This window comes from Imperialibacter sp. EC-SDR9 (assembly GCF_902498805.1).
Lineage (GTDB): Bacteria > Bacteroidota > Bacteroidia > Cytophagales > Cyclobacteriaceae > Imperialibacter.
On record NZ_LR701587.1, the window covers coordinates 1 to 24,001 of the forward strand.

At 48.0% G+C, this 24,001-nt stretch carries 26 protein-coding genes; 13 read left to right on the top strand and 13 right to left on the bottom strand.

What is annotated here, in order from left to right:
* The first annotated feature begins 183 nt into the window (after positions 1-183).
* Together GC130_RS15190 and GC130_RS15195 are read left to right on the top strand one after the other, a co-directional pair.
* On the top strand, positions 184-675 hold the full coding sequence (locus GC130_RS15190) for a barstar family protein (protein WP_151999189.1): 492 nt from the start codon (positions 184-186) through the stop codon (positions 673-675).
* A 523-nt stretch (positions 676-1,198) separates the two neighbouring features.
* Positions 1,199-1,435 (top strand): hypothetical protein, encoded by a 237-nt coding sequence (locus tag GC130_RS15195; RefSeq protein WP_151999190.1) that lies wholly within the window; start codon positions 1,199-1,201, stop codon positions 1,433-1,435.
* A gap of 234 nt (positions 1,436-1,669) precedes the next feature.
* Here the strand turns inward: GC130_RS15195 and GC130_RS15200 are convergent, their stop codons facing one another.
* Both GC130_RS15200 and GC130_RS15210 read right to left on the bottom strand, forming a co-directional pair.
* The gene (locus GC130_RS15200; protein WP_151999191.1) at positions 1,670-2,080 is read right to left on the bottom strand and encodes a molybdenum cofactor biosynthesis protein MoaE; all 411 of its coding nucleotides are present in this window, start codon (positions 2,078-2,080) and stop codon (positions 1,670-1,672) included.
* A gap of 200 nt (positions 2,081-2,280) precedes the next feature.
* Positions 2,281-2,523 (bottom strand): MoaD/ThiS family protein, encoded by a 243-nt coding sequence (locus GC130_RS15210; RefSeq protein WP_151999193.1) that lies wholly within the window; start codon positions 2,521-2,523, stop codon positions 2,281-2,283.
* A 134-nt stretch (positions 2,524-2,657) separates the two neighbouring features.
* On the opposite strand from GC130_RS15210, the gene moaA reads away from it, so the two are divergent.
* The 6 genes from moaA to GC130_RS15240 all read left to right on the top strand — a co-directional run bounded on the left by moaA (position 2,658) and on the right by GC130_RS15240 (position 7,720).
* Positions 2,658-3,659: a GTP 3',8-cyclase MoaA gene (moaA, locus tag GC130_RS15215; RefSeq protein ID WP_151999194.1), complete on the top strand. Its 1,002-nt coding sequence runs from the start codon at positions 2,658-2,660 to the stop codon at positions 3,657-3,659.
* Between the two features lie 107 nt (positions 3,660-3,766).
* The gene (gene modA, locus GC130_RS15220; protein ID WP_151999195.1) at positions 3,767-4,537 is read left to right on the top strand and encodes a molybdate ABC transporter substrate-binding protein; all 771 of its coding nucleotides are present in this window, start codon (positions 3,767-3,769) and stop codon (positions 4,535-4,537) included.
* A gap of 2 nt (positions 4,538-4,539) precedes the next feature.
* On the top strand, positions 4,540-5,208 hold the full coding sequence (gene modB, locus GC130_RS15225) for a molybdate ABC transporter permease subunit (protein ID WP_151999196.1): 669 nt from the start codon (positions 4,540-4,542) through the stop codon (positions 5,206-5,208).
* A complete protein-coding gene (locus tag GC130_RS15230) occupies positions 5,202-5,918 on the top strand; it encodes an ABC transporter ATP-binding protein (RefSeq protein WP_151999197.1) in 717 nt (238 codons plus the stop codon). Before modB ends, GC130_RS15230 begins: the two co-directional genes overlap by 7 nt.
* 87 nt (positions 5,919-6,005) lie before the next feature.
* The gene (locus GC130_RS15235) at positions 6,006-7,229 is read left to right on the top strand and encodes a sulfite oxidase (protein WP_151999198.1); all 1,224 of its coding nucleotides are present in this window, start codon (positions 6,006-6,008) and stop codon (positions 7,227-7,229) included.
* Complete coding sequence (locus GC130_RS15240; RefSeq protein WP_226940506.1) at positions 7,226-7,720, top strand: cytochrome C; 495 nt, start codon at positions 7,226-7,228, stop codon at positions 7,718-7,720. Before GC130_RS15235 ends, GC130_RS15240 begins: the two co-directional genes overlap by 4 nt.
* A 108-nt stretch (positions 7,721-7,828) precedes the next feature.
* Here GC130_RS15240 and GC130_RS15245 read toward each other — a convergent pair whose 3' ends face one another.
* On the bottom strand, positions 7,829-8,242 hold the full coding sequence (locus GC130_RS15245) for an OsmC family protein (protein ID WP_151999199.1): 414 nt from the start codon (positions 8,240-8,242) through the stop codon (positions 7,829-7,831).
* A gap of 116 nt (positions 8,243-8,358) precedes the next feature.
* On the opposite strand from GC130_RS15245, the gene GC130_RS15250 reads away from it, so the two are divergent.
* Positions 8,359-8,892 carry a hypothetical protein gene (locus tag GC130_RS15250; protein WP_151999200.1) on the top strand — a complete coding sequence of 178 codons (534 nt, stop codon included), beginning with the start codon at positions 8,359-8,361 and terminating at the stop codon, positions 8,890-8,892.
* Between the two features lie 53 nt (positions 8,893-8,945).
* On the opposite strand, the gene GC130_RS15255 is transcribed toward GC130_RS15250, so the two are convergent.
* Positions 8,946-9,806 (bottom strand): family 16 glycosylhydrolase, encoded by an 861-nt coding sequence (locus GC130_RS15255; protein ID WP_151999201.1) that lies wholly within the window; start codon positions 9,804-9,806, stop codon positions 8,946-8,948.
* A 74-nt stretch (positions 9,807-9,880) separates the two neighbouring features.
* Entirely contained in the window at positions 9,881-10,255 is a 375-nt protein-coding gene (locus GC130_RS15260) for a hypothetical protein (RefSeq protein ID WP_151999202.1), read from the bottom strand.
* Positions 10,256-10,439: 184 nt separating this feature from the next.
* Here GC130_RS15260 and GC130_RS15265 point away from each other — a divergent pair, with 184 nt between their 5' ends.
* The gene (locus tag GC130_RS15265) at positions 10,440-11,090 is read left to right on the top strand and encodes an alpha/beta hydrolase (RefSeq protein WP_193217872.1); all 651 of its coding nucleotides are present in this window, start codon (positions 10,440-10,442) and stop codon (positions 11,088-11,090) included.
* Between the two features lie 34 nt (positions 11,091-11,124).
* Here GC130_RS15265 and GC130_RS15270 read toward each other — a convergent pair whose 3' ends face one another.
* The 3 genes from GC130_RS15270 to GC130_RS15280 form a co-directional block, all read right to left on the bottom strand.
* A complete protein-coding gene (locus GC130_RS15270) occupies positions 11,125-11,604 on the bottom strand; it encodes a hypothetical protein (RefSeq protein ID WP_151999204.1) in 480 nt (159 codons plus the stop codon).
* Positions 11,605-11,820: 216 nt separating this feature from the next.
* A complete protein-coding gene (locus tag GC130_RS15275; RefSeq protein WP_151999205.1) occupies positions 11,821-12,729 on the bottom strand; it encodes an alpha/beta fold hydrolase in 909 nt (302 codons plus the stop codon).
* A 66-nt stretch (positions 12,730-12,795) separates the two neighbouring features.
* On the bottom strand, positions 12,796-13,365 hold the full coding sequence (locus GC130_RS15280; protein ID WP_151999206.1) for a Crp/Fnr family transcriptional regulator: 570 nt from the start codon (positions 13,363-13,365) through the stop codon (positions 12,796-12,798).
* 88 nt (positions 13,366-13,453) lie between these two features.
* Between GC130_RS15280 and GC130_RS15285 the strand changes: the two genes are divergently transcribed.
* From GC130_RS15285 to GC130_RS15295, 3 genes are all read left to right on the top strand, one after another.
* A complete protein-coding gene (locus GC130_RS15285; protein WP_151999207.1) occupies positions 13,454-14,164 on the top strand; it encodes a hypothetical protein in 711 nt (236 codons plus the stop codon).
* A 110-nt stretch (positions 14,165-14,274) separates the two neighbouring features.
* Complete coding sequence (locus GC130_RS15290) at positions 14,275-15,798, top strand: VCBS repeat-containing protein (RefSeq protein ID WP_193217873.1); 1,524 nt, start codon at positions 14,275-14,277, stop codon at positions 15,796-15,798.
* 88 nt (positions 15,799-15,886) lie between these two features.
* Positions 15,887-17,380 (top strand): DASS family sodium-coupled anion symporter, encoded by a 1,494-nt coding sequence (locus tag GC130_RS15295; protein ID WP_193217874.1) that lies wholly within the window; start codon positions 15,887-15,889, stop codon positions 17,378-17,380.
* Positions 17,381-17,697: 317 nt separating this feature from the next.
* Here GC130_RS15295 and GC130_RS15300 read toward each other — a convergent pair whose 3' ends face one another.
* The 5 genes from GC130_RS15300 to GC130_RS15320 all read right to left on the bottom strand — a co-directional run bounded on the left by GC130_RS15300 (position 17,698) and on the right by GC130_RS15320 (position 23,869).
* Entirely contained in the window at positions 17,698-18,612 is a 915-nt protein-coding gene (locus GC130_RS15300; protein WP_151999210.1) for a DMT family transporter, read from the bottom strand.
* A gap of 276 nt (positions 18,613-18,888) precedes the next feature.
* Positions 18,889-19,596: a DUF3307 domain-containing protein gene (locus GC130_RS15305; protein ID WP_151999211.1), complete on the bottom strand. Its 708-nt coding sequence runs from the start codon at positions 19,594-19,596 to the stop codon at positions 18,889-18,891.
* Positions 19,597-19,603: 7 nt separating this feature from the next.
* Positions 19,604-20,224, bottom strand: a complete 621-nt coding sequence (locus tag GC130_RS15310) for a SatD family protein (RefSeq protein ID WP_226940507.1) — start codon at positions 20,222-20,224, stop codon at positions 19,604-19,606.
* A gap of 130 nt (positions 20,225-20,354) precedes the next feature.
* The gene (locus GC130_RS15315) at positions 20,355-21,077 is read right to left on the bottom strand and encodes a bifunctional 2-polyprenyl-6-hydroxyphenol methylase/3-demethylubiquinol 3-O-methyltransferase UbiG (RefSeq protein ID WP_151999212.1); all 723 of its coding nucleotides are present in this window, start codon (positions 21,075-21,077) and stop codon (positions 20,355-20,357) included.
* A gap of 41 nt (positions 21,078-21,118) precedes the next feature.
* Positions 21,119-23,869 carry a family 78 glycoside hydrolase catalytic domain gene (locus GC130_RS15320; protein WP_151999213.1) on the bottom strand — a complete coding sequence of 917 codons (2,751 nt, stop codon included), beginning with the start codon at positions 23,867-23,869 and terminating at the stop codon, positions 21,119-21,121.
* Between the last annotated feature and the right edge of the window lie 132 nt (positions 23,870-24,001).

Genomic DNA, 24,001 nt, shown 5'->3' on the forward strand with positions numbered 1-24,001 from the left:
ATACTAAACACACACCATATGAGACTTTGATAAGCCTCCTTGAGGCTTTGACCATTCTGTGCCCCGGGCCCCGAAAAATTCTTTTACCATTAGTCTCGTAATAATCAGTTTGAATGCGATTGCCCTGCTTAATCCGCCGTTTATCTAAACGTTGTGCTTCATGTGCTGCTCGTAGATATAAGAATGAACAATCAAAATATACGTAGGGATGTAGAAATACTGAAAGATGGTCCAATCTGCATGTACCACAACAATGGTATTCTGAACGAGGATTTTTCCTGGTTCAGCGATAACAACTTTGAGGTGTTTGACATGAATTGTCGAACATGGACGAAGAATAACCTGCACAAGAAGATTAAGGAGGTATTATTCTTCCCTGATTACTACGGAGAGAATCTTGACGCATTTCACGATTGCCTTGGTGATATGCTTAACACCAAATACAGAGGCCTAATTCTAATTTTCAGAAGCTTTGACGTCATAGTTGAACAACACCGACCGACGTCTGAGGGAATTCTTGCATCGATTGCACGAACGTCTAGAGAATGGCTAATTGACGGACATAAACTGATCTGCTTGATTCAGTCGAATGATCCTGATTTGAATTTCCCTGAACTTGGTGGGTTAAGCCCAGCCTGGAATGGGGCTGAATGGTTGGATGAAAACAGGCGGTAAAAACGAAAGCACAACACAGGGCTAAAAGTGAATGTGGGCTTCATTAGTTACCGGTCAATTGCTGCCTTGGAATCTCCGCCACAAAAGTTAATTTTATCTTCTGCGTGGCTAAGTACAAACGGTGGTGGAACCTCTTACCAATCCCCACTTGCTTAGCTAGCCGTTGTGAGGAATTCGGATGAAGACACTTGCTTTTATAGCCTTATTGACTCTTGGACTGGTGGACTGTTTCGCCCAAGAAGAGGAAGTCAACATTCCATGGACTCCATCATACAAACTTAAATGGGAGGATTTCCAAGGCCCAAAAAACGGGCCTAGCTGGGCTCTAGCAACGACCTGCGCCAGCATAGAAGTCAAAAGTTCCTACGTGGATGATAGCTTAACGTTCAGAGTAACTAACAATTTTATCACCAAACTTTCCTTTTTTGACCATACAGCTATTGACCGATTCGGTGATAGTCTTTCAGATTTACTAAGCCACGAACAATTGCATTTTGACATAGCTGAATTACATACCCGAATTATGAGGAAATCTTTATTGGAAGTCACTTCATGGGATATGTTTGACTTGGAGCTATATGAGGCCAGAATTGAATCTGTCTACGATCTAAGAAATAAGATGGACAGCTTGTATGACAGGGAGACTGCCAACGGACTACTCAAGACTAACCAGGATGAATGGGGAAATAAGCTTCAATCCTTGCTGCTTGAACTGGAAACGTTTTATGAGTCAAACGAAATAGCTGCTCCCAAGCAATGACCTCCGTTGCATTTGGATGAAATTGGAAACGTCGGCTAATAAAGTCCTCACAACACAAAGACACCATGGGGTTTCAGCTGCAAGGAAATCGCAGTGGAGATTGCAGACCCCGCCACTTTGTGTATTTCATCACCGGCCTACCTTCGCTAAAGCTTCGGTAGGCAAAGCGTGGCTAAGCACAAACGGCGGCGGTAACTCTTACCAATCCCCACGCTGCATAGCCGTTAAGCTCCGTTACGGATGCGCACTCACCCACTCCTCACCCCCCTCAAAAATCTCTTTTTTCCAGATGGGAACAGTTTGTTTCAGGGTGTCAATAATGAATTCGCAGGCCTGGAAGGAGGCCTTGCGGTGGGGGGTTGAAACGGCAATCACTACGGCTGCCTCTCCAATTTCCAAATGCCCTTTGCGATGCACCACCACCGCTTTGATCACGGGCCATTTGGCTTTGGCCTGATCCACAATCTTCTGGATTTCTTTTTCAGCCATGGGGTCGTAGGCTTCGAAGTCGAGGGACAGCACCTGCTTTTCCTGGGTTTTGTTGCGCACTGTGCCAATGAATACGTTCACTGCACCGGCGCCTTCTGCCTGGGCTGCCTCAATGGCTTCGTTGATATTGATGGGTTGGTCTGTAAGTTTGATCATAGTTGAAGAAGTTGGAAGACCGGAGACAGAAGATGGAAGAAAGGAGGAGGAAGTTGGGAGACGGAAGACGGAAGACGGAAGACCGAAGACCGAAGACCGGAGACAGGAGACCGGAGGTGGAAGTAACCAGCAATTTCAAAATCTTCAATTCTGCCATCCTTAAATCTTCAAATCAACAAATTCTCCAAATCATCAGTTGCTCATCCTCCGCTAACCGGTGGCACGAGCACTATCGTATCAGCCGGGCTGAGTACTGCTTCCTTTTCTGCATACTCTTCATTCAGCGCTACCGCCAGCGACGTCAGCTTTTGAAACGCCGGGTACTCTTTGTTCAGCAGCGCCAGCAAATCAGCTACCGTAGCTCCATCATTCATGCTCAGCATGGTCTTCCTGTCGCCAAGTATATCCTTCGCTATGCCAAATGCCTGAATCGTTAATTCCATACAGTAAAGTAAATCAATTTGCGACCTCTTCTCAACACAACAACCAATTATGGGGAATAATCCCCTCTTTCCACCAAACAATTTCTAAATCAGCTTAAACTTTACCAACTTGAATTCGTGTTGTAACACTAACTATGCAGGGAAAACAGTTTTTTGATAATCACGGGAGGCCCATAGAGTATGTGCGGCTGGCTGTTACCGACAGGTGCAACCTGCGCTGCTTTTACTGTATGCCGGAAGAAGGCATCAGGTACCTGCCCAAAAAGGAGCTGCTCACCTACGAAGAAATGCTGCGCCTTGTAGGGATCATGGCCGGGTTTGGGGTGAAAAAGGTGAGGCTTACCGGCGGCGAGCCTTTTGTGCGGAAAGACCTGATGTACTTTATTAAAAAGCTCAATGAAATTCCGGGCATAGAAGGCATTCATATCACTACCAACGGCGTTCTGACACTGCCTCATATTGAAGAGTTCAAGGCGGCGGGTATTAAGTCGGTTAATTTGAGCCTGGATACGCTGGATCGTGAGCGCTTTCACTCTATTACCCGCCGGGACGAGCTGCCAGCAGTGATGGAGACTTTTCATGCGCTGCTCGACCAGGGAATTGAAACCAAGATCAATGTCGTGGTGATGGACGGACAGAACACGGACGATATTGTGCCGCTGGCCATGCTGGCAAAAGCACACAAAGTGGACGTGAGATTCATAGAAGAAATGCCTTTCAACGGCGAGGGCTCGCATTACCCTGTGCTGGTGTGGACGCATGCGAAGATTCACCAGGAGCTGGTCAGGGCATTCCCATCGCTCAGTCGAAGAGTAGACGAAGCCGCCTCAACGTCAGCAACGTATGGCATAGATGGGTTCAAAGGCTCTGTAGGGATCATTGCAGCTTTTACGAGGAGCTTTTGCGGCACCTGCAACCGAATCAGGATGACCGCTCAGGGCACGCTGAAAACCTGCCTGTACGATGACGGTGTGCTTGATTTGAGAGCTTTGCTAAGAAATGGCGCCAATGACGCAGAAATTAGCGCCGCTTTGCTGAAGGCATTTGGGCAAAGAGCAAAAGACGGGTTTGAAGCGGAGGCAAGAAGAGCAAAAGGACATGCCGTGTCGGAAAGCATGTCAACCATAGGTGGTTAAGCCGCCATTTTTGGTGTTATTGCCTGCTAGTACCCGGGGAAGTTTTGGAAAGCTAGTTGGAAGTAAAGGTTGGTTGTAGATTTTTTCAGGAAGAATTGAGTTGGGTGATGGTAAATAGAGATATAGCTACAAGAATACATATTACTATTTTTTTGATGCTGCTGTGCTGCTCAATGATGGCGCAGTCGATAAAAGTGGCAGTGGCCTCCAATCTTTTGCTACCAATGCAGGCCATTGAAAAGAAATTTGAGAGCAAGTACCCCTACGAAGTGGAACTCATTCCAGGAGCTTCCGGCACTCTCACCTCGCAGATCATCAACGGCGCTCCATATGAGATTTTCGTTTCCGCCGACGATAAATACATTGATGAGGTAATTGACAAAGACAAGGCGCATGGTGGGCCACAAATTATTTGCTTTGGGACTGTGTATCTGTGGGTGAAAAGCGGCATTGCCGGAGACGATCCGGCGGCTATTCTCAAACAGGAGAAGGTGAAATCCATCGGTCTGGCACACCCTGACCTGGCGCCATACGGCAAGCTGTCCAGAGATTGGCTGGAAGTGAAGCAGCTGGGGGTGTTAGTGCACGACAAGATCGTGTATGGCACCAGTATCGGTCAGGTAAATCAGTACATTGCGGCCGGTTCTGTCGATGCGGCTTTTACGTCTAACTCTCTTAAGTTCAGTCAGAAGAAAGGCGAGGGCAAGTTTATTAAAATTGAGGAGATTTGGATGGATCCCATACCACAAACGATGCTTATTTTAAAGACTGACGGCCCCGGGCTTTTCGTTGCTACGCTTTTCAAGGATTTTCTTCTGGGCAAAGAGTCCCGCCGGATATTTCAAGATTTTGGTTACGAACTCCCTGTGGCAGAGTAACCATGGAGCAGTTCATGGCCCCCTTGTGGTTGAGCCTGAAATTGGCCGTGTTTACGACGCTAATTCTTGCGTTGGTCGGGGTCGTTTCCGGCTACGTGCTCCACATGTTTTCTTTCAGGGGAAAAAGCCTCATCAGGGCCATTATCGCCCTCCCTTTGGTGTTGCCCCCAACAGTTCTCGGCTACTACCTGCTGGTGGCCATGCAGCCCGATAGCTTCGCTGGCGGCGTATTTGAAAAGCTCTTTGGTGTTCGGATGGTATTTTCTTTCTACGGCATTTTGCTTGGCAGCATTGTTTTTAGCCTTCCGTTCATGGTAAGTCCCATTTTATCGGGGTTAGACGCACTGCCAAAATCGTTAAGGGAGGCGTCGTTTACCCTCGGAAAAACAAGGCTTCAGACCTTTTTTAAGGTGCTTGTTCCCAATATCAAATCGTCGTTGTTCGCAGCGTTCATCATGACCTTTGCCCATACTATTGGCGAATTTGGTGTGGTGCTGATGATTGGCGGCAACATACCCGGCCAAACGAGGGTGGCATCGATTGCTATCTTTCACGAAATGGAGGCCATGAACTACGATGTCGCCAACCAGTACGCCCTGGTGCTGCTGGTTTTTTCACTTGTAATCATTTTCCTTGTTCAGTGGCTTCAAAAGCGGATAGCACTATGGTAGAAGCAGCTTATTCACTGGATTGTACAAAGAAGTACGCCGACAGGGGCCGATCCTTTTCGCTGGAAGCGGAGCTGACACTCAGCAAGGGTTCTTTCACGGCACTGATGGGCCCGAGTGGTGCCGGAAAAACCACCCTGCTGCGGCTGCTGGCCGGTTTAGAAAAGCCAGATAGCGGCGTCATTAGTGCATCGGAATTTGTGTGGTCATCGCCTTCAGCTTTTGTTGCTCCCCATCTCAGGCATATAGGCTACGTATTTCAGGACTATGCGCTATTCCCTCACCTGAATGTGAAAGCGAACATCCAATACGGATTCAGGGAAGAAGTGGACAATACCTGGTTGGAGCAATTGCTGACAGTGTTCAAAATACAAGACCTGATCAACGACCGGCCCGCCTCACTCTCTGGTGGGCAACAACAGCGGGTGGCTTTGGCGAGGGCTTTGGCGGCAAAGCCAGCACTGCTGCTGCTCGATGAACCCATGGCGGCGCTCGACTTCAGCCTTCGGAACGAGATAAGGGGTGAGCTCAAGCAAATGCTTGGCCTGCTCAACACCACAGCAGTGATGGCCACGCACGACCTGCTGGAGGCGACCATTTTGGCCGATCATGTGGTATGGTTGGAAGATGGGAAAGTGGTGAGAGAAGGAGCGCCCAGAGAGGTGCTGAAAGCTGAACTGCTCAGGTTAAAAGAACAAACCAGGGATATCTGATACTTTATCCGCCAATCGACACCGGTTTCGTTTTATTTCTGATTTCGTAAGGTTAACTTTCTGGTGTCATCTTACAAAAATCCGATCATGAACACTCGCCGCAGTTTCCTCAAAAAATCATTTCTAGGCAGTCAGGCATTGGTTTGGGGCGTGCCGGTAGTCTACGGCAGCGTGGCGCCGGAAAAGTACCCGTTTGTCGGCAAATGGCTGGCCGATCCGGAGATGCTTCCGGGTAAAAACGCTGGTTTGAAGGTGCTTGGCGAAAGACCCTGGAATATTGAAACGCCGCCACACCTGCTCGACGACAAGGTGACACCTGCCGATAAAATGTTTGTGCGTAACAATGGCCTGATGCCTGAGGCTATCGACGTGGCGAACTGGTCGCTAACGATCAACGGAGAGTCTGCCAAAACGACGAAATCCTATTCTATCGCTGAGCTTAAAAGCAAATTTAAAACTTACACCTACCAGCTTACTATTGAGTGCGGCGGTAATGGCAGGGCGGAGTTCAACCCACCAGCCAAAGGCAATCAGTGGGAAGTTGGTGCGGTTTCGTGCGCCAAATGGACAGGCGTGAGGCTGAAAGACATTTTGATGGATGTGGGCATAAAAGATGATGCAGTGTATATCGGCTACTACGGCAAGGATGTGCACCTGAGCAAAGATCCTAAGAAAGTAGTGATATCGAGAGGAGTGCCCATTAGCAAAGCACTCGAAGACGAAACCCTTGTGGCCTGGGCGATGAATGGCGAGGATATTCCTTTGGCCAACGGACATCCTTTAAGACTTGTGATGGGTGGCTGGCCCGGTTCGGTTTCGGGCAAGTGGCTTAGCACTATTGCCGTGAGAAACGTGGTGCATGATGGCGAGAAGATGGGGGGCGATAGCTATCGTGTTCCTTGCGAAGCAGTAGCCCCCGGCGAGGTGGTACCCGATGAAAACATGTGCATCATTGAAGGCATGCCTGTGAAGTCGATCATTAGCTATCCGAAGACAGGGGCTCTGATAAAAGTCGGCCAAACGCTGCCCGTGCGGGGTCACGCCTGGGCAGGTGACAAGAGCGTGAAGGAAGTGCACGTATCTGCTGATTTTGGAGCTACCTGGCAAAAAGCAGACCTTGAAGGCCCGGCGAACAGACTGGCCTGGCAGCACTTTAGCGCTGAGTTAGAGCTACCTGCAACAGGCTACTACGAAATATGGGCCAAGGCAACAGATAGTGACGGAAAGAGCCAGCCCATGGTGGTGCCCGGGTGGAACCCCAAGGGCTACCTGAATAATGCGTGCCATAGAATCGCCGTGAAAGTAAGATGATGGAGAAGAAAAATGATTTACTGGAGGTGCTGCAAAAAGCCACTGGTGCTTTAATAGGGATATTAAGCCTGGCCTTAATTCTTTCTTTGGGCGCTGCTTACCTGTTCTTTTTCTACAAGCCATCTCCAAAGCCAATACTTGCTAAGCAAGAAACAGCAACGCCTGTCGCCAAAGTTGAGGCCGTTGCCCCAAATGCCGAAAACGGCACCGTAGATGAAGAGACCGGCTTTATCATCGACACGGGCTGGGAGTTGGCCAAAGCCAACTGCACCAACTGCCATGCGGCCACTCTGGTGACCCAAAACAGGGCTACGAGAGAGGGCTGGGAAGGCATGATACGATGGATGCAGCGGACACAGAAACTGTGGGACTTGGGCGAGAACGAGGCCGCCATTCTTGACTACCTGGCTAAAAACTATGCGCCTGAGAACAAAGGCAGAAGACCCAACCTGACAGACGTGGAATGGTATGAGCTGGAAGGGACTAAATAGCAGACTACAAAAGTTTCGGAGCAGACGTTGCTATGCGACGTCAGAGGTGGTCGGAATGAGCACACATCCTTCTTCCCGCCGCTAAACTTTTGTAGTCTGGCCAATCAACTATGCATTCAGTGTGTGTTCAACGGAAATAGCAGCAGTCAATGATTTAGAGATGGGGCAGTTTTTTTCCGCATCTTTCACGCACTCCGCAAATTTTGAGTCGCTTATTCCTTTCACCTTTGCTTTGAGCGTAAGGTGGGATTTGGTAATGGCTCCATCTTCTAGTGTCACCTGGCATTTAACATCCAGCGTGTCTGGCACAAAACCTGCCTCAGTTAGACTGAAACTCAGCTTCATAGCGAAGCAACCCGAATGAGCCGCAGCTATCAGCTCTTCCGGATTGGTGCCAACTCCCTCTTCAAACCTCGACGAAAAGGAGTACTGAGTTTTATTAAGTACCGTACTTTGTGTGGTGAGGTGCCCTTTGCCTTCTTTTCCACTTCCTTGCCAAACGGCTGTTGCTGATCTTTTCATATGAATGGGATTTTTTGATTGAAAAATGATATTTGTGAGCTAAATCGATGATGAAATGCTCGCATCCAAGTTAGTATTTATTAACTTGACTAGTAACTAAGCCTCGTATTAAGTTAATGAGAAAGCACTTTTTATCGTCAGCGGGTATGCTGCTTATTTTCTGGATGCTCTTTGCTGCGTGTACCAAAGAGCAGGAAACGATTTATAGCGTTCCCGACGAGTTGCAGTCTTTTGTTGACACGCTTGTGTCAGAGGCCGCCCAGCGTGGTGTCAAGCTTGACCTGTCGAACAACCTGATCATTGAATACGGCCTGAACACTGAGGGCATTTTGTGCGGCTCCTGTGTGTTTGTTGGCAAACAGCTGAAGATTGAGATCAATCAGGAAAACAAATGCTGGAGCGATAAGATTACACAGGAAGCTTTGATGTTGCACATGCTGGGCCACTGCGCTTTGCGAAGAATTGATCACGATGATGCCCTGCTACCCAATGGAGATGCGAAAAGCCTGATGAATGGGGAGGTGATTGACCAGTATGCCTGTATTTTTGACCTGAGTGGTGAGAATAATTGCAACAATCTGTACAAGAGAGATTATTATTTGGACGAGTTGTTCAACCAGGATACTCCAGCGCCAGATTGGGGGAAATAGCCGGAATTGAAATGCAGGGAGCAATAAGGCAGCCGCTATTTAGTCATCACCACTCATTCGAACTGATAAACCCGCACATAGTCCACCTCCATCGTCGATGGGAAAATGTTGTCATCCACTCCTTGTAAACCTCCCCAATTGCCACCAACAGCGATGTTCAGCAAAAAGAAGAACGGCTTGTCAAATGGCCAGTTGTCCTGCGTGGGCACGGTGGGTTTGTTGAATGTCAGCTTTATGTTGTCGATATCGTCGAGATAGAATTTGACGTATCGCTCCGTCCAAAGAATACCATAGTTGTGGAACTCCTCTTCAATGGTTTCCAGCTTCATGGGACCAGTGGTAATTTGGGTTCCCTGCACATGGTTATTGGCCTTGCTGTGGATAGTGAAGTGGACTTCATTGGGAGCATAGCTCACATATTCCATGATGTCGATTTCGCCGCAGTCGGGCCAGCCAACCTGACTGATATTGTCGCCCAGCATCCAGATCGCAGGCCAAACGCCCTTGCCTTTCCATTCGGGTATTTTGGCCCTCACCTCCATGCGTCCGTAGGTGAACGTCTCCTTACTCAGCATGCGTGACGATGTATAGTCGCCCACTTTCTGACCGGGTCCTGTCTTTTTGGTGGTAATCTTCAGCAACCCGTCTGAGACAGTAGAGTTTGGGCCGTTGGTATAGTTTTGCCATTCATTGTTGCCCCAGCCATTGGCCCCGGTTTCGAACTTCCATTTCTCCGTGTCCACCGCTTCCCCGTCAAATTCGTCAGACCAGGCCAGGGTGGCTTCGTCCCAGTCGACTTCCGCTACCGGTTCGCCGGGCTCAGGCACCTCTGGTTTTTGCTGTTCATCTTTGCTTTGTTCCTTGCAAGACAGCAGTAGGAAGAGCGCAAAAAATATGGATAGAGATATCTTCATGGCTTTGTATGGTTAGCTGGAAAGAATGGCTTTGGCCTGATATAAAATTAGGCAACTTTGCGGTAAAACTGACGTCAAATACAGCCTTTGTAAAATACTGTGGCCGGTTGCACCTCCAGCTTGTAGGTTTTTTCGTCCACCGACACATCGGGTGCAAACAATTTCTTTGCTTCCTCGAGGCTTTTGGCCTTGAACAAAATGATGCTTTTGTCGGCGATCTTTATACCGGCCGTAATCACTCCCGATTGTTTCAACCGGAACAGGAAAGCAGAATGATCCATAAAGTAGGGCTGCTCCGCCGGAGTTTTGCCAGCCTCCCATTTTTCACCGTTGGAATAGACAGCCGCAAATTCCAAAAGTGGCTCCGGGTCTGAGCTGTTTTGTGCTAACAGACTTTGCGACAGCGCCAGGAGTAGAATAGCAATTAGGAAGCTTGATGTTTTTGTCATACAGAGGGTTTTACAAATGCGTTTCTTTTTGGCTAATTTTTAATGGTTCATTTTTTCAAATGTAGGAAATTTACCTTTTCAATAGTGCGTTGTTATTCATGTAAAGCTGGCCAAGTAAAATTTGCCAGGCACTTTTACAGCACGCACTTTCACTTTACCTTCACGTTTCAAAAAAAATCAGGTTTTGCAGCGACACGTCTCCTTTTCTTTTTCAGCTCCTTATTACACACTCAACAATGTAACGCCTGCTACCAAATACATCTGGGTGGTGTGTCATGGTTATGCGCAACTGGCAGAATTTTTTGTTCAAAAGTTCGATTTTTTGGATCCGAGCAAGCATTTTGTCATTGCACCGCAAGGGCTTAGTCGCCTGTACCTCGATCAGACCTATGGAAGGGTGGGGGCAAGCTGGATGACAAAGGAGGACAGGGAAACTGAGCTGGCCAATCAAAGGGCCTACTTCGATGCGGTTTTTGATCCTATTTTTGAAGACATCGACTTTGATCACTACAAATTGATTTTGTTCGGCTTTTCTCAGGGCGTATCAGCTGTGGCAAGGTTAGCTGCACACAAGAAGTGGCCCTTTCATAAGATGGTGCTGTGGGCAGGTGGGTTCCCAAAAGAACTGACGCCGGGAGATTTCGAATTTGCGTCACCAAAGGCAGAGGTGATTGGCTGCATTGGCCGGCAAGATATTTATTACAGCGAGCAGTTACTTGCTCAGGAAAAGGTAAGGCTCAGGGAGCTATTTGGGAAGAACACCCGAAGCCTGGTGTTTGAGGGGAAACATGAAGTGAACAGAGAGGAATTGATGCGGCTGGCATCAAAATTTTAAAGGGTGGATGCCCGGGGACACCCACCCTTAATTTTTATTGAAAGGCAAATCGCAACGACAGAGCGAATTCATCGCCCCAGAAGCCGCTGTAACCGACAATATTGAAGCCTGGTTTCCAGTCCAAACTCAGGTTGACTGGCGAGCCGGGGATGGTATATTCCATGCCCAGAATAAGGTCAACACCAATTACACTGTGATTGTCATTATCGTCAAACCAGGGGTTCTTATTGCCATCCCAAAAGCCGACGTGTCCACCTGCGCCATAGTACCAGCGAAGACCTGGCTCGTCAAAAGCAATGTCGTGTACTTCGTATAAACCTGTGATGTTAACACCGCCCCAGCGGGATGAAACGAGGCCTTCCAAAGCGCCTTTTTGACTAAGGAAATGCTTTACCGTGAGACCGGCCGATAATCCAGCCCTGAGACCTACGGCTGTTTTGTAATCTGTATTCTGTGCGTTGGCTGCCGAAGCAATAATTAAACTGGTTGTTACTAATAAAAACAGTTTTTTCATAAAATGACTTGTTGTTTTAGTTTGTTGTAACGTTAAAATATTCAATTAGTTATTCGATTAATTATATTTTACGTATCCATTTACCTTTTGATGCTTCATTTGCCCAAATATCAGAGGAGCATCAATCTGAGTGCAAAAATGAAAACAGTTGCGCACAAAATCACTATTGTATTGCTAATTATCTTCGCTGCCTGCGGACGGTGCTACATGCTGAAGTTAGGTTCCGGTAAAAGTGTTTCCAGCCAGCGAAAATTGGTTCTGTTGCATCAGGCTGTCAATGGCATCGCTAACCTCCTTTGAGGCTTCCTCCTGAACGAAATGGCCGACATCAAAAGTTCGGATAGTTGCCCCGGGTAGTGCTTCTTTCCATCTCTCCAGAAACGCCGGTTTAATAAATTGATCTTTTGTGCCCCAAAGGATCAAAACGGATTTACTCTCCAATTTATGTAGCTGCTCGAACTGCTCTTCGTACCAATCGGAAGACCCCAGAAGGGATTGTGCCAGCCATAAAAGCCCCCAACGGGACGCCCTGTTGGGAAACGGTCTGGTATAGTGAAGGTGTATAGCCTTTGTTAGTTTCGATTTGTTGCGGAAAGCTTTTTTCATCAGAATGGATGGGGAAAAATTTGTGTGCAGATAAATGAACTTACCCAGCCTGCTGTTCACCACCTTGTCAACCTTTTGCACATCGGGGTTATCGCTGGTTTTCCAGAGCCAGGTGTTTAGTATCACCAGGTTCCTCACCTTTTCGGGATGCGCCAGGGCAAAAGAAATACCGATAGGCCCGCCGAAGTCATGCACGACAAGGGTGATATTGGTGAGGCCAAGCTTTTCTACAAACAGGGCAAGGTTAGCTGAGTGGGCTTGAGGAGTGCCGTCAAATTTTTCCGGCTTGTCCGACAACCCGAAACCAATATGATCTACGGCAATGCATCGGTACTTTGTGCGCAGTGTTTTTATTTGCTCCCTGTAAAGGAATGACCATGCAGGCGTGCCATGCACAAACAAAAGTACGTCGCCCTGACCTTCATCCACATAGTGCATTGTGCCAGAGGGAAGGTCGATGTATCGGTGTGAAAAGGGGTAGAGGCTTTCGTCAAGCCAAAGAGGAGTTTGCTGCTTCATTGCTGTTTTATTTTCTAGCAAAGGAATCGAGCAGCAAAGGAATGACTCTTGGTATATACCAAGATTTCAGATTTTCACCCGGGCCAGCAGTTTGCTGAAGTTGGTGGCATTAATGCCGAGGTAGGAAGCCAGGTCTTTGTGAGGGATGAGGTTGAGCAATTTTGGACTTCGCTTGACGAAAGCCGTAAACCTTTCCTCAATATCAAAGGCCAGCAGTTCATGGTGGCGCTGGATCAGCCCTGCCAGCACGACTTCCGTGGCTTTTTGCATCATCCGCTCCAAATGGCGGTCTTCGCTTAGTAACGACTGGAGCTGATCGTAGGAAAGCCGCAGTAGTCTACTGGGTGTGATGGTGTCCAGAAAATATTTTGAGGGAGTTTGTGTAAGAAACGACTCAGGGATACCCGAAAAAGAGGGGGCATAAGTGAATGCAATGACGTGTTCATTTCCATCCTTGATATAGTAAGATTTCTGGATGCCCTCCTGAACAAAATAGAGGTACTTCTCAACATGTCCTTCCCAGGTAATTACCTCTTTTCTTTTGAACTCCACCGGCTTCAGGCAATCCTCAAGCTTTTGCATGCTCGCCGAAGGGAGGTCATAGATGGATTTGAGGAATTTCTGCACCTCACTCATATTCAAAGCAGATTAGTCTTAAGAAAGAGGCTTTATGTCCTAACTTCGCTTTCGAAAAAGGATTGATGGGTGTTAAAAGCTTGCGTAAATGAAGGTAACGGTAATTAGAAGCGTTTACAAATCACTGCAAATAATTGTTTTGACCGGGGCATTCAGCAGGCTGGCAGGAGCCGATTTGTGTGCGCAGGGCATTTCTTTCTCTTACCTGGTACCAAAAAATGGTTACGTGTCAGCTCCGGTTAGCCCGTTTTCCGTCAGGGGGCTGGGCTACTATTTTGGCCCTGTGGGAATTGAGACGGGGGGCTCCATCTATTCCATGTCAGGCCTGACGATGGACAACCTACCGTTTGAGGCAGACAAACCGCTGACAGGTCCGCACTTTTCTATGCTGGTGCCTGTGGAACTGGCTTTCAAGGTAGATACCAAAATTGTGACCTGGCGGATCAGGGGAGGAGCTGCTGGCATCTGGCACATCAACCCAAGGCTGAACGAAGGCAATTTCGACAGGGCACTAAGAGATTATGAAGGATGGGACGTTGCCAATACTGATGCCACAATTAAAACTAAGATTGGCCTGGGCTGGATAGCCGGCACCTCTTTTGAATGGCACATAGCCAAAGAATTTTCGGTATCAACCGAGGTCAGCTATTTGTCTGTGGCATCGGCTGCGACGCTCAATGGCAACTATATCGGTGGCGTGCAGGGTGGAAATCTTGAAACCAAAGCCATCAATTTTCCTGATGCCAGGGTGAATCTTGAAGGGTTCGAGATTTCCCTTGGAGTTACTTTGAGAAGGTAGCTCAACCCGGCTTCCTATTTCTCACCTTCTTAAAAGAACCTTCCCGTCAAACTTCCATGCTTTTTCATGCTCATTTGTCTAATATTGTTGACGAAGGAGTACGATATACGATGAAGCGAAAAAAATGGGTGATTGGGGCTGGTGCCATCATTTCTGTGGCCTGCCTGCTTGACGGATGCGTTGGAAATATTGATGAACCTGCTGCTACTTACAAAACTTATTGCGGTGGCTGCCACAACCTGCCAGACCCGGCGCAACTAACCAAAGGTGTGTGGGAAAGGCTTGTACTTCCTGAGATGGGCGCAAGGTTGGGTGTAAAGATAGAGGGATATGACCCTTACCGAAGGGTGGACATGAACGAGAAAATGCTTTTGCAGTCCAACAATGTCTATCCGGAAAAACCGATGATTTCTGACAGCGACTGGGAGGCCGTAACGAAATACATTTTGGAAAACGCCCCAGATTCTATGCCTGCCGACCTCGCCAGGGTTGAGAGAAGTAGTGCGCTGACCCAATTTTCCCCCACTTTTATTAAGACTGAGGACTTCAAAGGGTCGCTGGTGACTCATTTCAGGCATTTGGAAGATGAAAAGGGAGTGTATGGTGCCAATGCCAACGGGCAAATATGGAAGTGGGCACCGGGCGACTCCGCACGAATAGAAGAAACATTTAAAACCTCTGTCGTTTCATTTAGCAAGAGTAAGGGACGGGAATTTGTTGTTGAAATGGGGCAGATGCACCCGACGGAGCAGTCGTTGGGGACTTTGTGGGAAGTAACTCCGGATCAACCCCAAAGAAAGGTAGCTGAGTTTTTACAGCGGCCGGTGTTTAGCCTGGTCGAGGATTTTGATGGTGATGGCACCGACGAGATACTTGTCTGTGAGTTTGGCAACCTGATTGGCCAGTTGACTTTGATTTCCGACATAGACGGTCGGAGAGAAAAAACACAGTTGTTACCCTACGCCGGTTGCATTAAGGTAGAGGTGCACGACATGGACAACGATGGACTGAAGGATCTTGTGGTGCTTGTTTCGCAGGGCAATGAAGGCGCTTATATATTGTACCAGGGCAAAGGACTGACGTTCGCCGCAAGGCAGATTCTGCGCCTCAATCCGCTATACGGCTCCAGCGACCTTGAGCTTTTTGACTACGATGGCGATGGCGACATGGACATCGCCGTGGCTCATGGCGACAATGCCGACTATTCGCCCATATTGAAGCCCTACCATGGCATGAGGCTCTTCCTTAACGATGGTAAGAATAATTTCGAAGAGGCATTTTTCTTCCCAGCGTATGGTGCCACGCAGGTGGAAGCCGTCGACTTTGATCGGGATGGCGACGTGGACTTTGCCATTTCCTGCTTCTTTCCCGATTTCGAGAACAACCCCAAAGAATCATTTATCTATCTTGAGAATACATCTTCGGCCGACTTCAGCTTTCAACCACATACCCTGGCCAATGCTGACGACGGGCGATGGATCGTGATGGAGTCCGGTGATATTGACCTCGACGGTGATACAGATCTTATCCTGGGCTCATTCACCTATTCGCCGGCGTTTACGCCTAAGTCATTTACCGACAAATGGAATGCGTCGAACACTGACGTGCTTTACCTGGAGAATAAACTAAAGTAGGCATACTGGCATTGAGGAATTCTTAACGGGCGAAAAATAATTTGTACATTTTTTAGCATATTGATCAGGCTAACCAATACCTGATAAATTGAAAATAAGTGGTAAGAGAATCGGCCTTATTGTAGGTCTCCTCATTTTCTCTGCGTTAATCTTTTTACCAACGCCGGAGGGCCTTTCTCACCAGGCCATGAGGGCGGCGGCAGTAGCGCTGCTCATGACGTCACTCTGGGTTTCTGAAGCCATACCCATTGCAGCCACGGCGCTGCTCCCATTAGCCTTGTTTCCTTTGCTGGGCATTCTCGATGCTGAAACTACGGCCGCCAACTACGGTCACAACTATGTGCTGATGCTGCTGGCTGGCTTCATCATTTCCAAGGCCATTGAGGTTCATCATTTGCACCGACGTATCGCACTTTCCATTATGAACCTCATAGGAAGCAGCCGCCGGATGCTGCTGCTCAGCTTTATGGTGGCTTCGGCCCTCCTGTCGATGTGGATTGCCAACGTGGCAGTAGCGCTGCTTATGCTTCCCATTGCTATGGCCATTATTAACAGGGAAAATGAAGCCTCTGGGCACAACAAAGACTTTGGTATTGCGCTGATGCTGGCAATAGCTTACGCCTGCAGTATCGGCGGAACAGGCACCCTCATTGGCACCCCGCCTAATATGGTCTTTGCTGGCATGGTCCAGAAGCTTTACCCAGATGCCCCGGAAATCCCTTTCTTCCAATGGATGCTGCTGGGCGTGCCACTCATTGTCATCTTCCTTCCGCTGATTTGGTTTTACCTCGTCAGGTATTTTAAGATCGAAGGGAAGTTTGAAGGAGGTAAGGAGATTGTGGAGAAAGAACTGAAAGGACTCGGCACGATGAAACCGGCTGAGAAGATGGTACTTGGGATATTCATTTTCACGGCACTCGCCTGGGTTTTCCGCAGGGACATTGTAGTTGATGACTTTGTGCTCCCAGGGTGGGCCAGCCTGCTGGGCGTGTCCGACTGGGTGCATGATTCTACGGTGGCGGTTTTTTCTTGCCTGCTCCTGTTCTTTTTACCCGACAAGGCTGAATCTGGGAAGAGACTGATTACCTGGAAGCAAGCCGAGGCCATTCCCTGGGGCACGGTGATGATAGTTGGTGGAGGCTATGCCATCGCTGAGAGCTTCGGAACTACTGGCCTGGCGGCGTGGCTGGGTACAGAGCTTCAGTTTATAGCCAATTGGTCGCCACTACTGGTGCTGCTGAGTGTGATCACGCTGATGACTTTTCTGACGGAGATCAACTCCAATACGGCTACGGCCAATATCTTCCTGCCAGTGCTGGCCACCATGGCGGTGAGCAGTGGCACACATCCTTACATGCTGATGATACCAGCCACCATAGCCTGTTCATTTGCCTTTATGCTGCCGTCGGGCACGGGCACCAACACGGTGATCTTCGGTAGCGAACTTGTGACCATTCCACAAATGGCCCGGGCCGGATTTTGGCTGAACCTGATCAGTATTCTGTTGTTGACGATTGTTCTTTACCTCGTGGCTGTGCCGGTGTTTGATATGGGGGTGCCGGTACCAGGATGGGCTAAATGAGGTGGCTTGTGAGGACACAAGGCCACAACAACAATTGAGTTATGAAGATAGAAAACCACACACGATTTGTAGCTTTTGTTGTGGTTTAGTGTCTTCACAAACCATAGAAAAAGCGGTTTATGGAGACGCTTAGACCCTGAAGACGGTCGTTTTTGGCAAATAAAACCACAAATGAAAAAGTGGCGTGTGAAGACACAAGGTCACAACAAATGTCACGAGTGAAGAAGTGGCATGTGGAGACACAAGGCCACGACAACAACAACAACAACAAGCGAAGCAATGCCTGGTTGGGCGAAATAAAGTGGTTTTTGAGAATATTATCCCTTCTTTCTCGAGAGCAGGCTTACCCCAAACAACACAATGGCCGTACCTGCCCATTGCCAGAAGCCGATGATTTCGTGGAGGAATATCATGGACAGAATGATGGTGGAGATGGGGCCGATGTTTCCGGTAATGGCTACCTCGGAAGAGCCTATGCGCTTGATGGCTTCTGATATAAGGAAAGATGGAATAACTGTTGAAATGAGGGCAATCATCAAGGCCAGGGTGTAGATCTGCCAGGGGAAGTCAAGCAAGGCCAATTGCCCATTGGCGATGAGGTTGTGGAAGATGACAGCGATGCAGGCCACTATCATCGACAATGAGGTGAAGCGAACCGTGCCAAACTTGGGGATCAACCTTCCACTACCTATGAGATAAATGGCATAGGTAAGCGCACTCACAAAGATGAGACTGCCTCCGATGAGCGTTTCGTGCACGCCACCTATCTTGATTTTGTCAAAAAAAGCGAGCAGCATACCGGAGTAGGTAATGCCAATGGCCAGCACTTCCCACTTCGTTACTTTCTTTTTGGTGAAAATGGCAGACAATATCACCACCAGCGTTGGATAAATGAACAGGATAAGCCGCTCCATGCTGGCACTCACATATTCCAGCCCCCAGAAGTCGAAATAGCTGGCTATGTAGTAACCCATGATGCCGTAGAGAACAATGCGCCATACGTCCTTGCGGTTAATCACCATCGGTTCCTTCTTTCTATTGGTCCACCACAAAATGCCTGCGTAGAAAGGCAGGGCCATGAGCATTCGTAGCGACATAAGGTCGATGGACGAAATATCGAACTGATAGGCCAGCTTAATGAACACAGCTTTGGCACTGAACATAGTGGAACCAAGAGCAGCAAGGCCTAGTGCTGCCCATTTTTCTTTTCCGGTTAAAGTAATGGCTTGCATAGAGGGGCGAAGGTAGATGAAAAAGTAAAAGAGAGTTGGTTAATTTAACGTGAGTTCGATATCAGAATGTCGTCATTCCGGAAAATATTGGCCTAAAATCAAAATGGGCCAATATTTATCCGGAATCTCATATGTCTTGAGGCGGAGATTGCGCCGACGTGGAACGGATAATTTTCTTCAGATCAGAAAAATATCTGAAGAAAATTTCCGCAATGACGCCCCTCGGTGATGTTTTGTTACATTCTTATGTCGAACTCACATTAATATAGCTGTGAACTAGGTGAGGTAGGAATAAGCCAGGCCTGCAACGATAGCCAGGCCGAAGCTCAATAGTGTGCCTATGAGAATATACTCTGTTAGTTTCCGATCATGTGCGTCTTTCAAATCACCAAACCTGAACACCGATTTGGCGGCCAGCAGAAAGCCAATGGCTTCCCAATGATTGGTGACAATGAAACCAAAAACGAAAAGCCTCTCTAAAATGCCAATAAACCGGCCTGCTTTCTCTAAAGATGAATGATTGTCATTGTCGGTCACTGGTGCCCATTTTGAAATAGTCACTTTGATCAGTACTGCCGAAACATAGGTGACAAACACCAAAGAGGTCAGAAGAATGAGCAATGTTTCATTCATCAGGATACTCATGTCCATATTGAAGGGCTGATAGAAATGAGCCACTGCGAGCAGAATTAATATGTGTAAAATCTGGTCTGCGAAAAACAGCAGCTGTTTGTTGTCGTCTTTCTGTGCGTAAATTTTAAAAACGTCAATAATGAAATGGGTAAACACAATAGTTACAATGCCCAACCAATAATGGGAGTCGAAGCCCAGCACGGCAAGCAGGGCGGCCAGGTGAATGACCAGATGAATGTATAATTTGGTTGATTTGAGTTTGCGCTGCTCTTTGTCTTTTACCCAGGAGCCTGGCTGGAAACAGAAGTCTCCAATAAAGTGGGCTAGTAAAAACTTAAGAAAAAGTGCCATTTTTTTGCTATAAATTGCTTTTTATTAATTCTCTATAACGTAGATCAACATTGACGATCTGATCCCAGGCTGCTCTCTTGAGCCTTTCACTCACCCTCCCTTGCGTAATTTTTAGGTTTGCGGCAAGTTCCTGCTGTGTGGCGTCAGGCATTTCCAGCGACAACATAACTATTTCTGCCGAATGAGGGGTCCATTGATTCGTTATTTGGGTTACCAATGAAAGTAGTAGATTCATTTCACGATCAATTTCGGGCCAGGGTGACTTCATCATTAGGGTTTCTTTTTTCAGCTTATCGAAGGTTTTGCCTGAGTTAATGAAAGCCGAGCCATTGGATTGAGTGATTTTTGGCGACTCGTACGTTTTTTCACCAATTCCTATCGCCATTCGCACATCAAGGTCTTCGAACTGCTTTATGACTGCTTTGACACGAACGCAGGTTAGAAAAGCGTCTTCAATATTTTTGACTTCAAGTTGAAAACTATCACCCCGATAGATTTCCCAATCCTTGTGCTCCTTGCCCCCTTTATTTAGTGTTTTTGTTAAAGCACTCATCCATTTAGCAGTACTTGCGCTTTTGCTTGAGTTGATAATGTCGCCCGTGATGACGCTTGTCAGGTTCTTCTTCATTACTGCAAATATATCTGTCTATAAGCAGATAATCAAGTTTATCTGTTTTAAAGCAGATAAAATATATTATCTGTCTATGAGCAGATAATAGCTAGTCATTGGAAGCGGAACTAGAATAACACCTCGACAGCTACTTTTGAGCAATCAGGTAGCTCATTCTGTTGTGGACACCCTCGCTCACCACATTCAATCCGCTTTTCTCAATCATTGCGCTGACCATGTCGGAGGTTAGGCGGAGTTTGGTGTACGAACTCACTTGCTGCTGCCAAATGTCGCCTTGTTTTTCGTGTAGCAGGTCAGTCACCCTCACCGTATTGTCGAAGTATTCCAGCAGGCACGTGTGTATTCTGTTACTATCACTTTTAACAGGGATGAACCGCTGCGTGTCTTCCAGTGCCTGGCTATAGTCACGAAAGGAATAGATAAGCTTTCCTTCTCTGGTCAGCAGATTCGATAGTGTGAGCGTAAGGGTTTCGAGCTGTTCAAAGCTTTCCAAATGGCTGATGGTGTCGCCCATGCAAATAACAAGCTCCGGTTTGAGTGATCCGTGCCAGTGTGTGTCAGTTATATCGGCTTCGATAGTTGTGATGTCCAGGCGGCCTTTGCGCTCCTCAAGCTCTTTGAGTAGCACAGCGCTGAAGTCGATAGCAGTGACGCTGAAGCCCAGTCTCGCCAGCGGTATTGCCTGAAGCCCGTGGCCGGCACCAAGGTCAATGGCCAGACCGAACGACTCGGGAATGATGCCGTTTTTCTCAAAGAATGTTTGCTGCTCTGCCGCCTTCTGCTCGAAGTCGCCAACCATCCAGCTGTAAAAATGTGACAGGTGTTGGTCGTAGTGATTTTTCGTGTCCACAAGCAAGCAACACGTAGAAACCTGAGAGAATGTTCCGGCTTTTATTTCTTTGCAACGAAATTATAGTTTCCACTTCCCACCTCAAAAACAGCGTAGCCTTCTTCCATGCCTTTAAAATTGACGCTGGCAGAATTTTCGGCTTTTTCACCACCTTCGGTCACCACTTCTTTTTCACTCGCAGGAACATAGACGGTGGCAGTGCTTCCTACAGGAACGGTAATGTCCATTTGAAAGTCATTTGGTTGGTTTTTCCAGGTAATTCCAGCTTGCCCATATATGGTGTTGTTGGAATAAGTGACAAAGTCAAGCTCATCAACAGGCTGTGGTCTGAAGATGATATGCTTATAGCCAGGGTTGGCAATATCGGTTTGCATACCTGCCAGGTTCTTGTAAAGCCACACAAGGCCACCGCCAAACATCGGGTGGTTGAATGAACCATCTTCGCTCCAGTGCTCCCGGGTGGTGGTAGAGCCCAGCTCCAGCCAGTGCCCAAAGCTGGGTTCGTCAGTTTTGTTCAATGCCTCATACGCCAGGTCATTGAGTCCATTGCTGGCCAACACCTCAAAGAAGAATCTTGTGCCGAAAATGCCTGTGTCGAGATGTCCGTTATCCGCTTTTATGTCTGCTATCAAGGCGGCTTTCACCTGGTCGTATTGCCCGGGTGGCACGCCCATTCTCAGGGCCAGGATATTGCCGCCACCCTTGCCATAGCTTCCAGTTTCAGGGTTGTAGAATTTTTTCATAAAAGCCTGACGGGTCGTTTCTGCCAACGATTCATAGGCTTCGGCTTCTCCCTTTTTACCCAATATTCGGGCAGTTTTCGAGGCAATTTCAACACAGTGCCAGAAGTAGAAAGTGTGTACCATGTCATCAGGTATCAATTCACCCGGCGATACCCATTCGCCGAGGTTGAACCACTTAAGGATTTCGCCAGAGCCGTTTGTGCGCTGGGAGAACATGATGCCGTCCTCATTTACCCAGGTTTGCATGTAACGGATATAACCTTGCATGCCATCGTAGTTGTCTTCCAGCATATCCAGCGCTCCATATTGTGTGTAAAACTCCCATGGCATGATGCAGATGGCTGCCCCCCAGGCTACACCACCACCGCAACCTGGCTGCCAGGGCGCACCGTTAGGTACGTAGCCCGTTTCTACGTTTTGAGCTTCATACATGTCCTGTATCCACTTGTAGTAGAAGTTCTTTGTATCGAAGTTGTGCATGACCATGGAGCAGGCCACCTGGCCGTCGCCGGTGTATCCAGAACGCTCCCGGTGCGGGCAGTCGCTGGCAATGCCTCCGTGCATATTGTCCGTTTGGCTACGACGCCAGATCTTGTTGATGTCATTGAATAGCTGATTGGAGGTTTCAAAAACCGCCGATTCTTCCACGTAGGTATTGACTGCCTCTGCTGTGAGGTGTTCTTTTTTTAACTCTCCCGGCCAGTTTTTGATTTCGATACCGCTAAAAACAAACCAGTTGAACCTGGGAGCGTAGGAGATAGGGTCTTTCCCGTTGAAAATGTAGGTATTGTCGCCAGAGTAGAGGTTGCCATTGAAGGAAACGTCGATCTGATGTCCTTCGGGCCCTTCTACATTGTTGAAACGTACCCAGCCTGAAATTTCGATCCCAAAGTCGATTTTGTAGTTGCCGTTGTCCAGCTTCTCGATAGAAATAGGCTCCAGCCTTTCGGTCACCTTGTCAGGATAAGCAGTGTGTGCCACGAGTTCACCTTCCGGCGCTTTTCTCTTCGCTACCTGCTCCCAGGATGAGTCATCGAAACCTGCTGCATTCCAACCCGGTTGCTCTTTTCTGGCATCGTAGACTTCTCCATAGTAAACCATGTCCATGAGAATAGGGCTTTGTGAGGCTTTCCAGCTCTCATCACTTACGATCACCTCTTCCGTACCATCTTTGTAAGTGATATGCACTTGTCCAAGGAAGCGGGGCGAACCATAGCCCTCAGTCCAGAACTTGGCGGGGTTGTAAAAGCCATTCCCCAGCAAGCTGCCAATGGCATTCTTGCCCTGCTTTAAGTGCTCTTTGACATCATAGGCCAGGTACATCACTTTGTACCGTCTAAAATCGTCCTGCACGTTGATGTAAGAAGTATTCAAGCCGGGGCGTTTGCCATAGTTGGTTTGGTTAGGCACCAGCACATCGTCGCCTACTTTTTCGCCATTGGCATAGAATTCAAAGTAGCCAAGGCCAGTCACGTAAGCCACGGCCTTGTCAATTTCTTTTGTGATTTCAAACTCTTTCCGAAGCATAGGAGCCGGGCCAGCGAATTTCTTGGGTCTGCCATCCGGCCCTCCATCGGGTTTAGGCAGCGCCTCTTCGCCCTGCCAGGGTGCTCCGATCCACTGGGCTTTCCAGTCGGCTGCCTCAAGCAAACCCATTCTCCATTGCCCCGGCTCACTCCAGCCGGACGGGTTGCCGTCTTTGTCCCACACCCGCACCTGCCACCAACATTCGGTTCTGCTGGACAGAGTCGTTCCCTGATATTCGACCCTGTCTGTTTGTTCAGAGTCAACTTTCTTACTGTCCCATAAATCGGGGTTTTCAAGGCCTGCTTTTGAGCTGGCTACCCGCACCTGCCAGGCGGTTTGTTTTTGCCCTCTTTCATCGCCAATCGCTGTGTTAATCCAGGCTAGCCGGGGATGAACCACGTCGACTACTGAGGGGTTTTCCAGGTACTCGACCGTAAGTGCCGAAGGGCTGATGACGCCAATTTCGCTTTTTGACGAGCAGCTTGCCGTTAAAATAATCAGGGAAAGAAATAGTAGTCTCATAGGTGTTGGGTAAAATAAAATTTTGGTGGCAGTATTTTTCTGAAGCTCCAATTTTCACACTTAGCCGGCAAAAATAGATCGGAGATACTACCTGTGATAGCTTGAAGTTAATACTTAAAGACATAAAGCCCC

Coding starts and splice junctions, on each gene's coding strand:
- GC130_RS15190 (WP_151999189.1), top strand. CDS start 184: ATGAACAATCAAAATATACGTAGGGATGTAGAAATACTGAAAGATGGT.
- GC130_RS15195 (WP_151999190.1), top strand. CDS start 1,199: ATGAGGAAATCTTTATTGGAAGTCACTTCATGGGATATGTTTGACTTG.
- GC130_RS15200 (WP_151999191.1), bottom strand. CDS start 2,080: ATGATCAAACTTACAGACCAACCCATCAATATCAACGAAGCCATTGAG.
- GC130_RS15210 (WP_151999193.1), bottom strand. CDS start 2,523: ATGGAATTAACGATTCAGGCATTTGGCATAGCGAAGGATATACTTGGC.
- moaA (WP_151999194.1), top strand. CDS start 2,658: ATGCAGGGAAAACAGTTTTTTGATAATCACGGGAGGCCCATAGAGTAT.
- modA (WP_151999195.1), top strand. CDS start 3,767: ATGGTAAATAGAGATATAGCTACAAGAATACATATTACTATTTTTTTG.
- modB (WP_151999196.1), top strand. CDS start 4,540: ATGGAGCAGTTCATGGCCCCCTTGTGGTTGAGCCTGAAATTGGCCGTG.
- GC130_RS15230 (WP_151999197.1), top strand. CDS start 5,202: ATGGTAGAAGCAGCTTATTCACTGGATTGTACAAAGAAGTACGCCGAC.
- GC130_RS15235 (WP_151999198.1), top strand. CDS start 6,006: ATGAACACTCGCCGCAGTTTCCTCAAAAAATCATTTCTAGGCAGTCAG.
- GC130_RS15240 (WP_226940506.1), top strand. CDS start 7,226: ATGATGGAGAAGAAAAATGATTTACTGGAGGTGCTGCAAAAAGCCACT.
- GC130_RS15245 (WP_151999199.1), bottom strand. CDS start 8,242: ATGAAAAGATCAGCAACAGCCGTTTGGCAAGGAAGTGGAAAAGAAGGC.
- GC130_RS15250 (WP_151999200.1), top strand. CDS start 8,359: ATGAGAAAGCACTTTTTATCGTCAGCGGGTATGCTGCTTATTTTCTGG.
- GC130_RS15255 (WP_151999201.1), bottom strand. CDS start 9,806: ATGAAGATATCTCTATCCATATTTTTTGCGCTCTTCCTACTGCTGTCT.
- GC130_RS15260 (WP_151999202.1), bottom strand. CDS start 10,255: ATGACAAAAACATCAAGCTTCCTAATTGCTATTCTACTCCTGGCGCTG.
- GC130_RS15270 (WP_151999204.1), bottom strand. CDS start 11,604: ATGAAAAAACTGTTTTTATTAGTAACAACCAGTTTAATTATTGCTTCG.
- GC130_RS15275 (WP_151999205.1), bottom strand. CDS start 12,729: ATGAAGCAGCAAACTCCTCTTTGGCTTGACGAAAGCCTCTACCCCTTT.
- GC130_RS15280 (WP_151999206.1), bottom strand. CDS start 13,365: ATGAGTGAGGTGCAGAAATTCCTCAAATCCATCTATGACCTCCCTTCG.
- GC130_RS15285 (WP_151999207.1), top strand. CDS start 13,454: ATGAAGGTAACGGTAATTAGAAGCGTTTACAAATCACTGCAAATAATT.
- GC130_RS15290 (WP_193217873.1), top strand. CDS start 14,275: ATGAAGCGAAAAAAATGGGTGATTGGGGCTGGTGCCATCATTTCTGTG.
- GC130_RS15300 (WP_151999210.1), bottom strand. CDS start 18,612: ATGCAAGCCATTACTTTAACCGGAAAAGAAAAATGGGCAGCACTAGGC.
- GC130_RS15305 (WP_151999211.1), bottom strand. CDS start 19,596: ATGGCACTTTTTCTTAAGTTTTTACTAGCCCACTTTATTGGAGACTTC.
- GC130_RS15310 (WP_226940507.1), bottom strand. CDS start 20,224: ATGAAGAAGAACCTGACAAGCGTCATCACGGGCGACATTATCAACTCA.
- GC130_RS15320 (WP_151999213.1), bottom strand. CDS start 23,869: ATGAGACTACTATTTCTTTCCCTGATTATTTTAACGGCAAGCTGCTCG.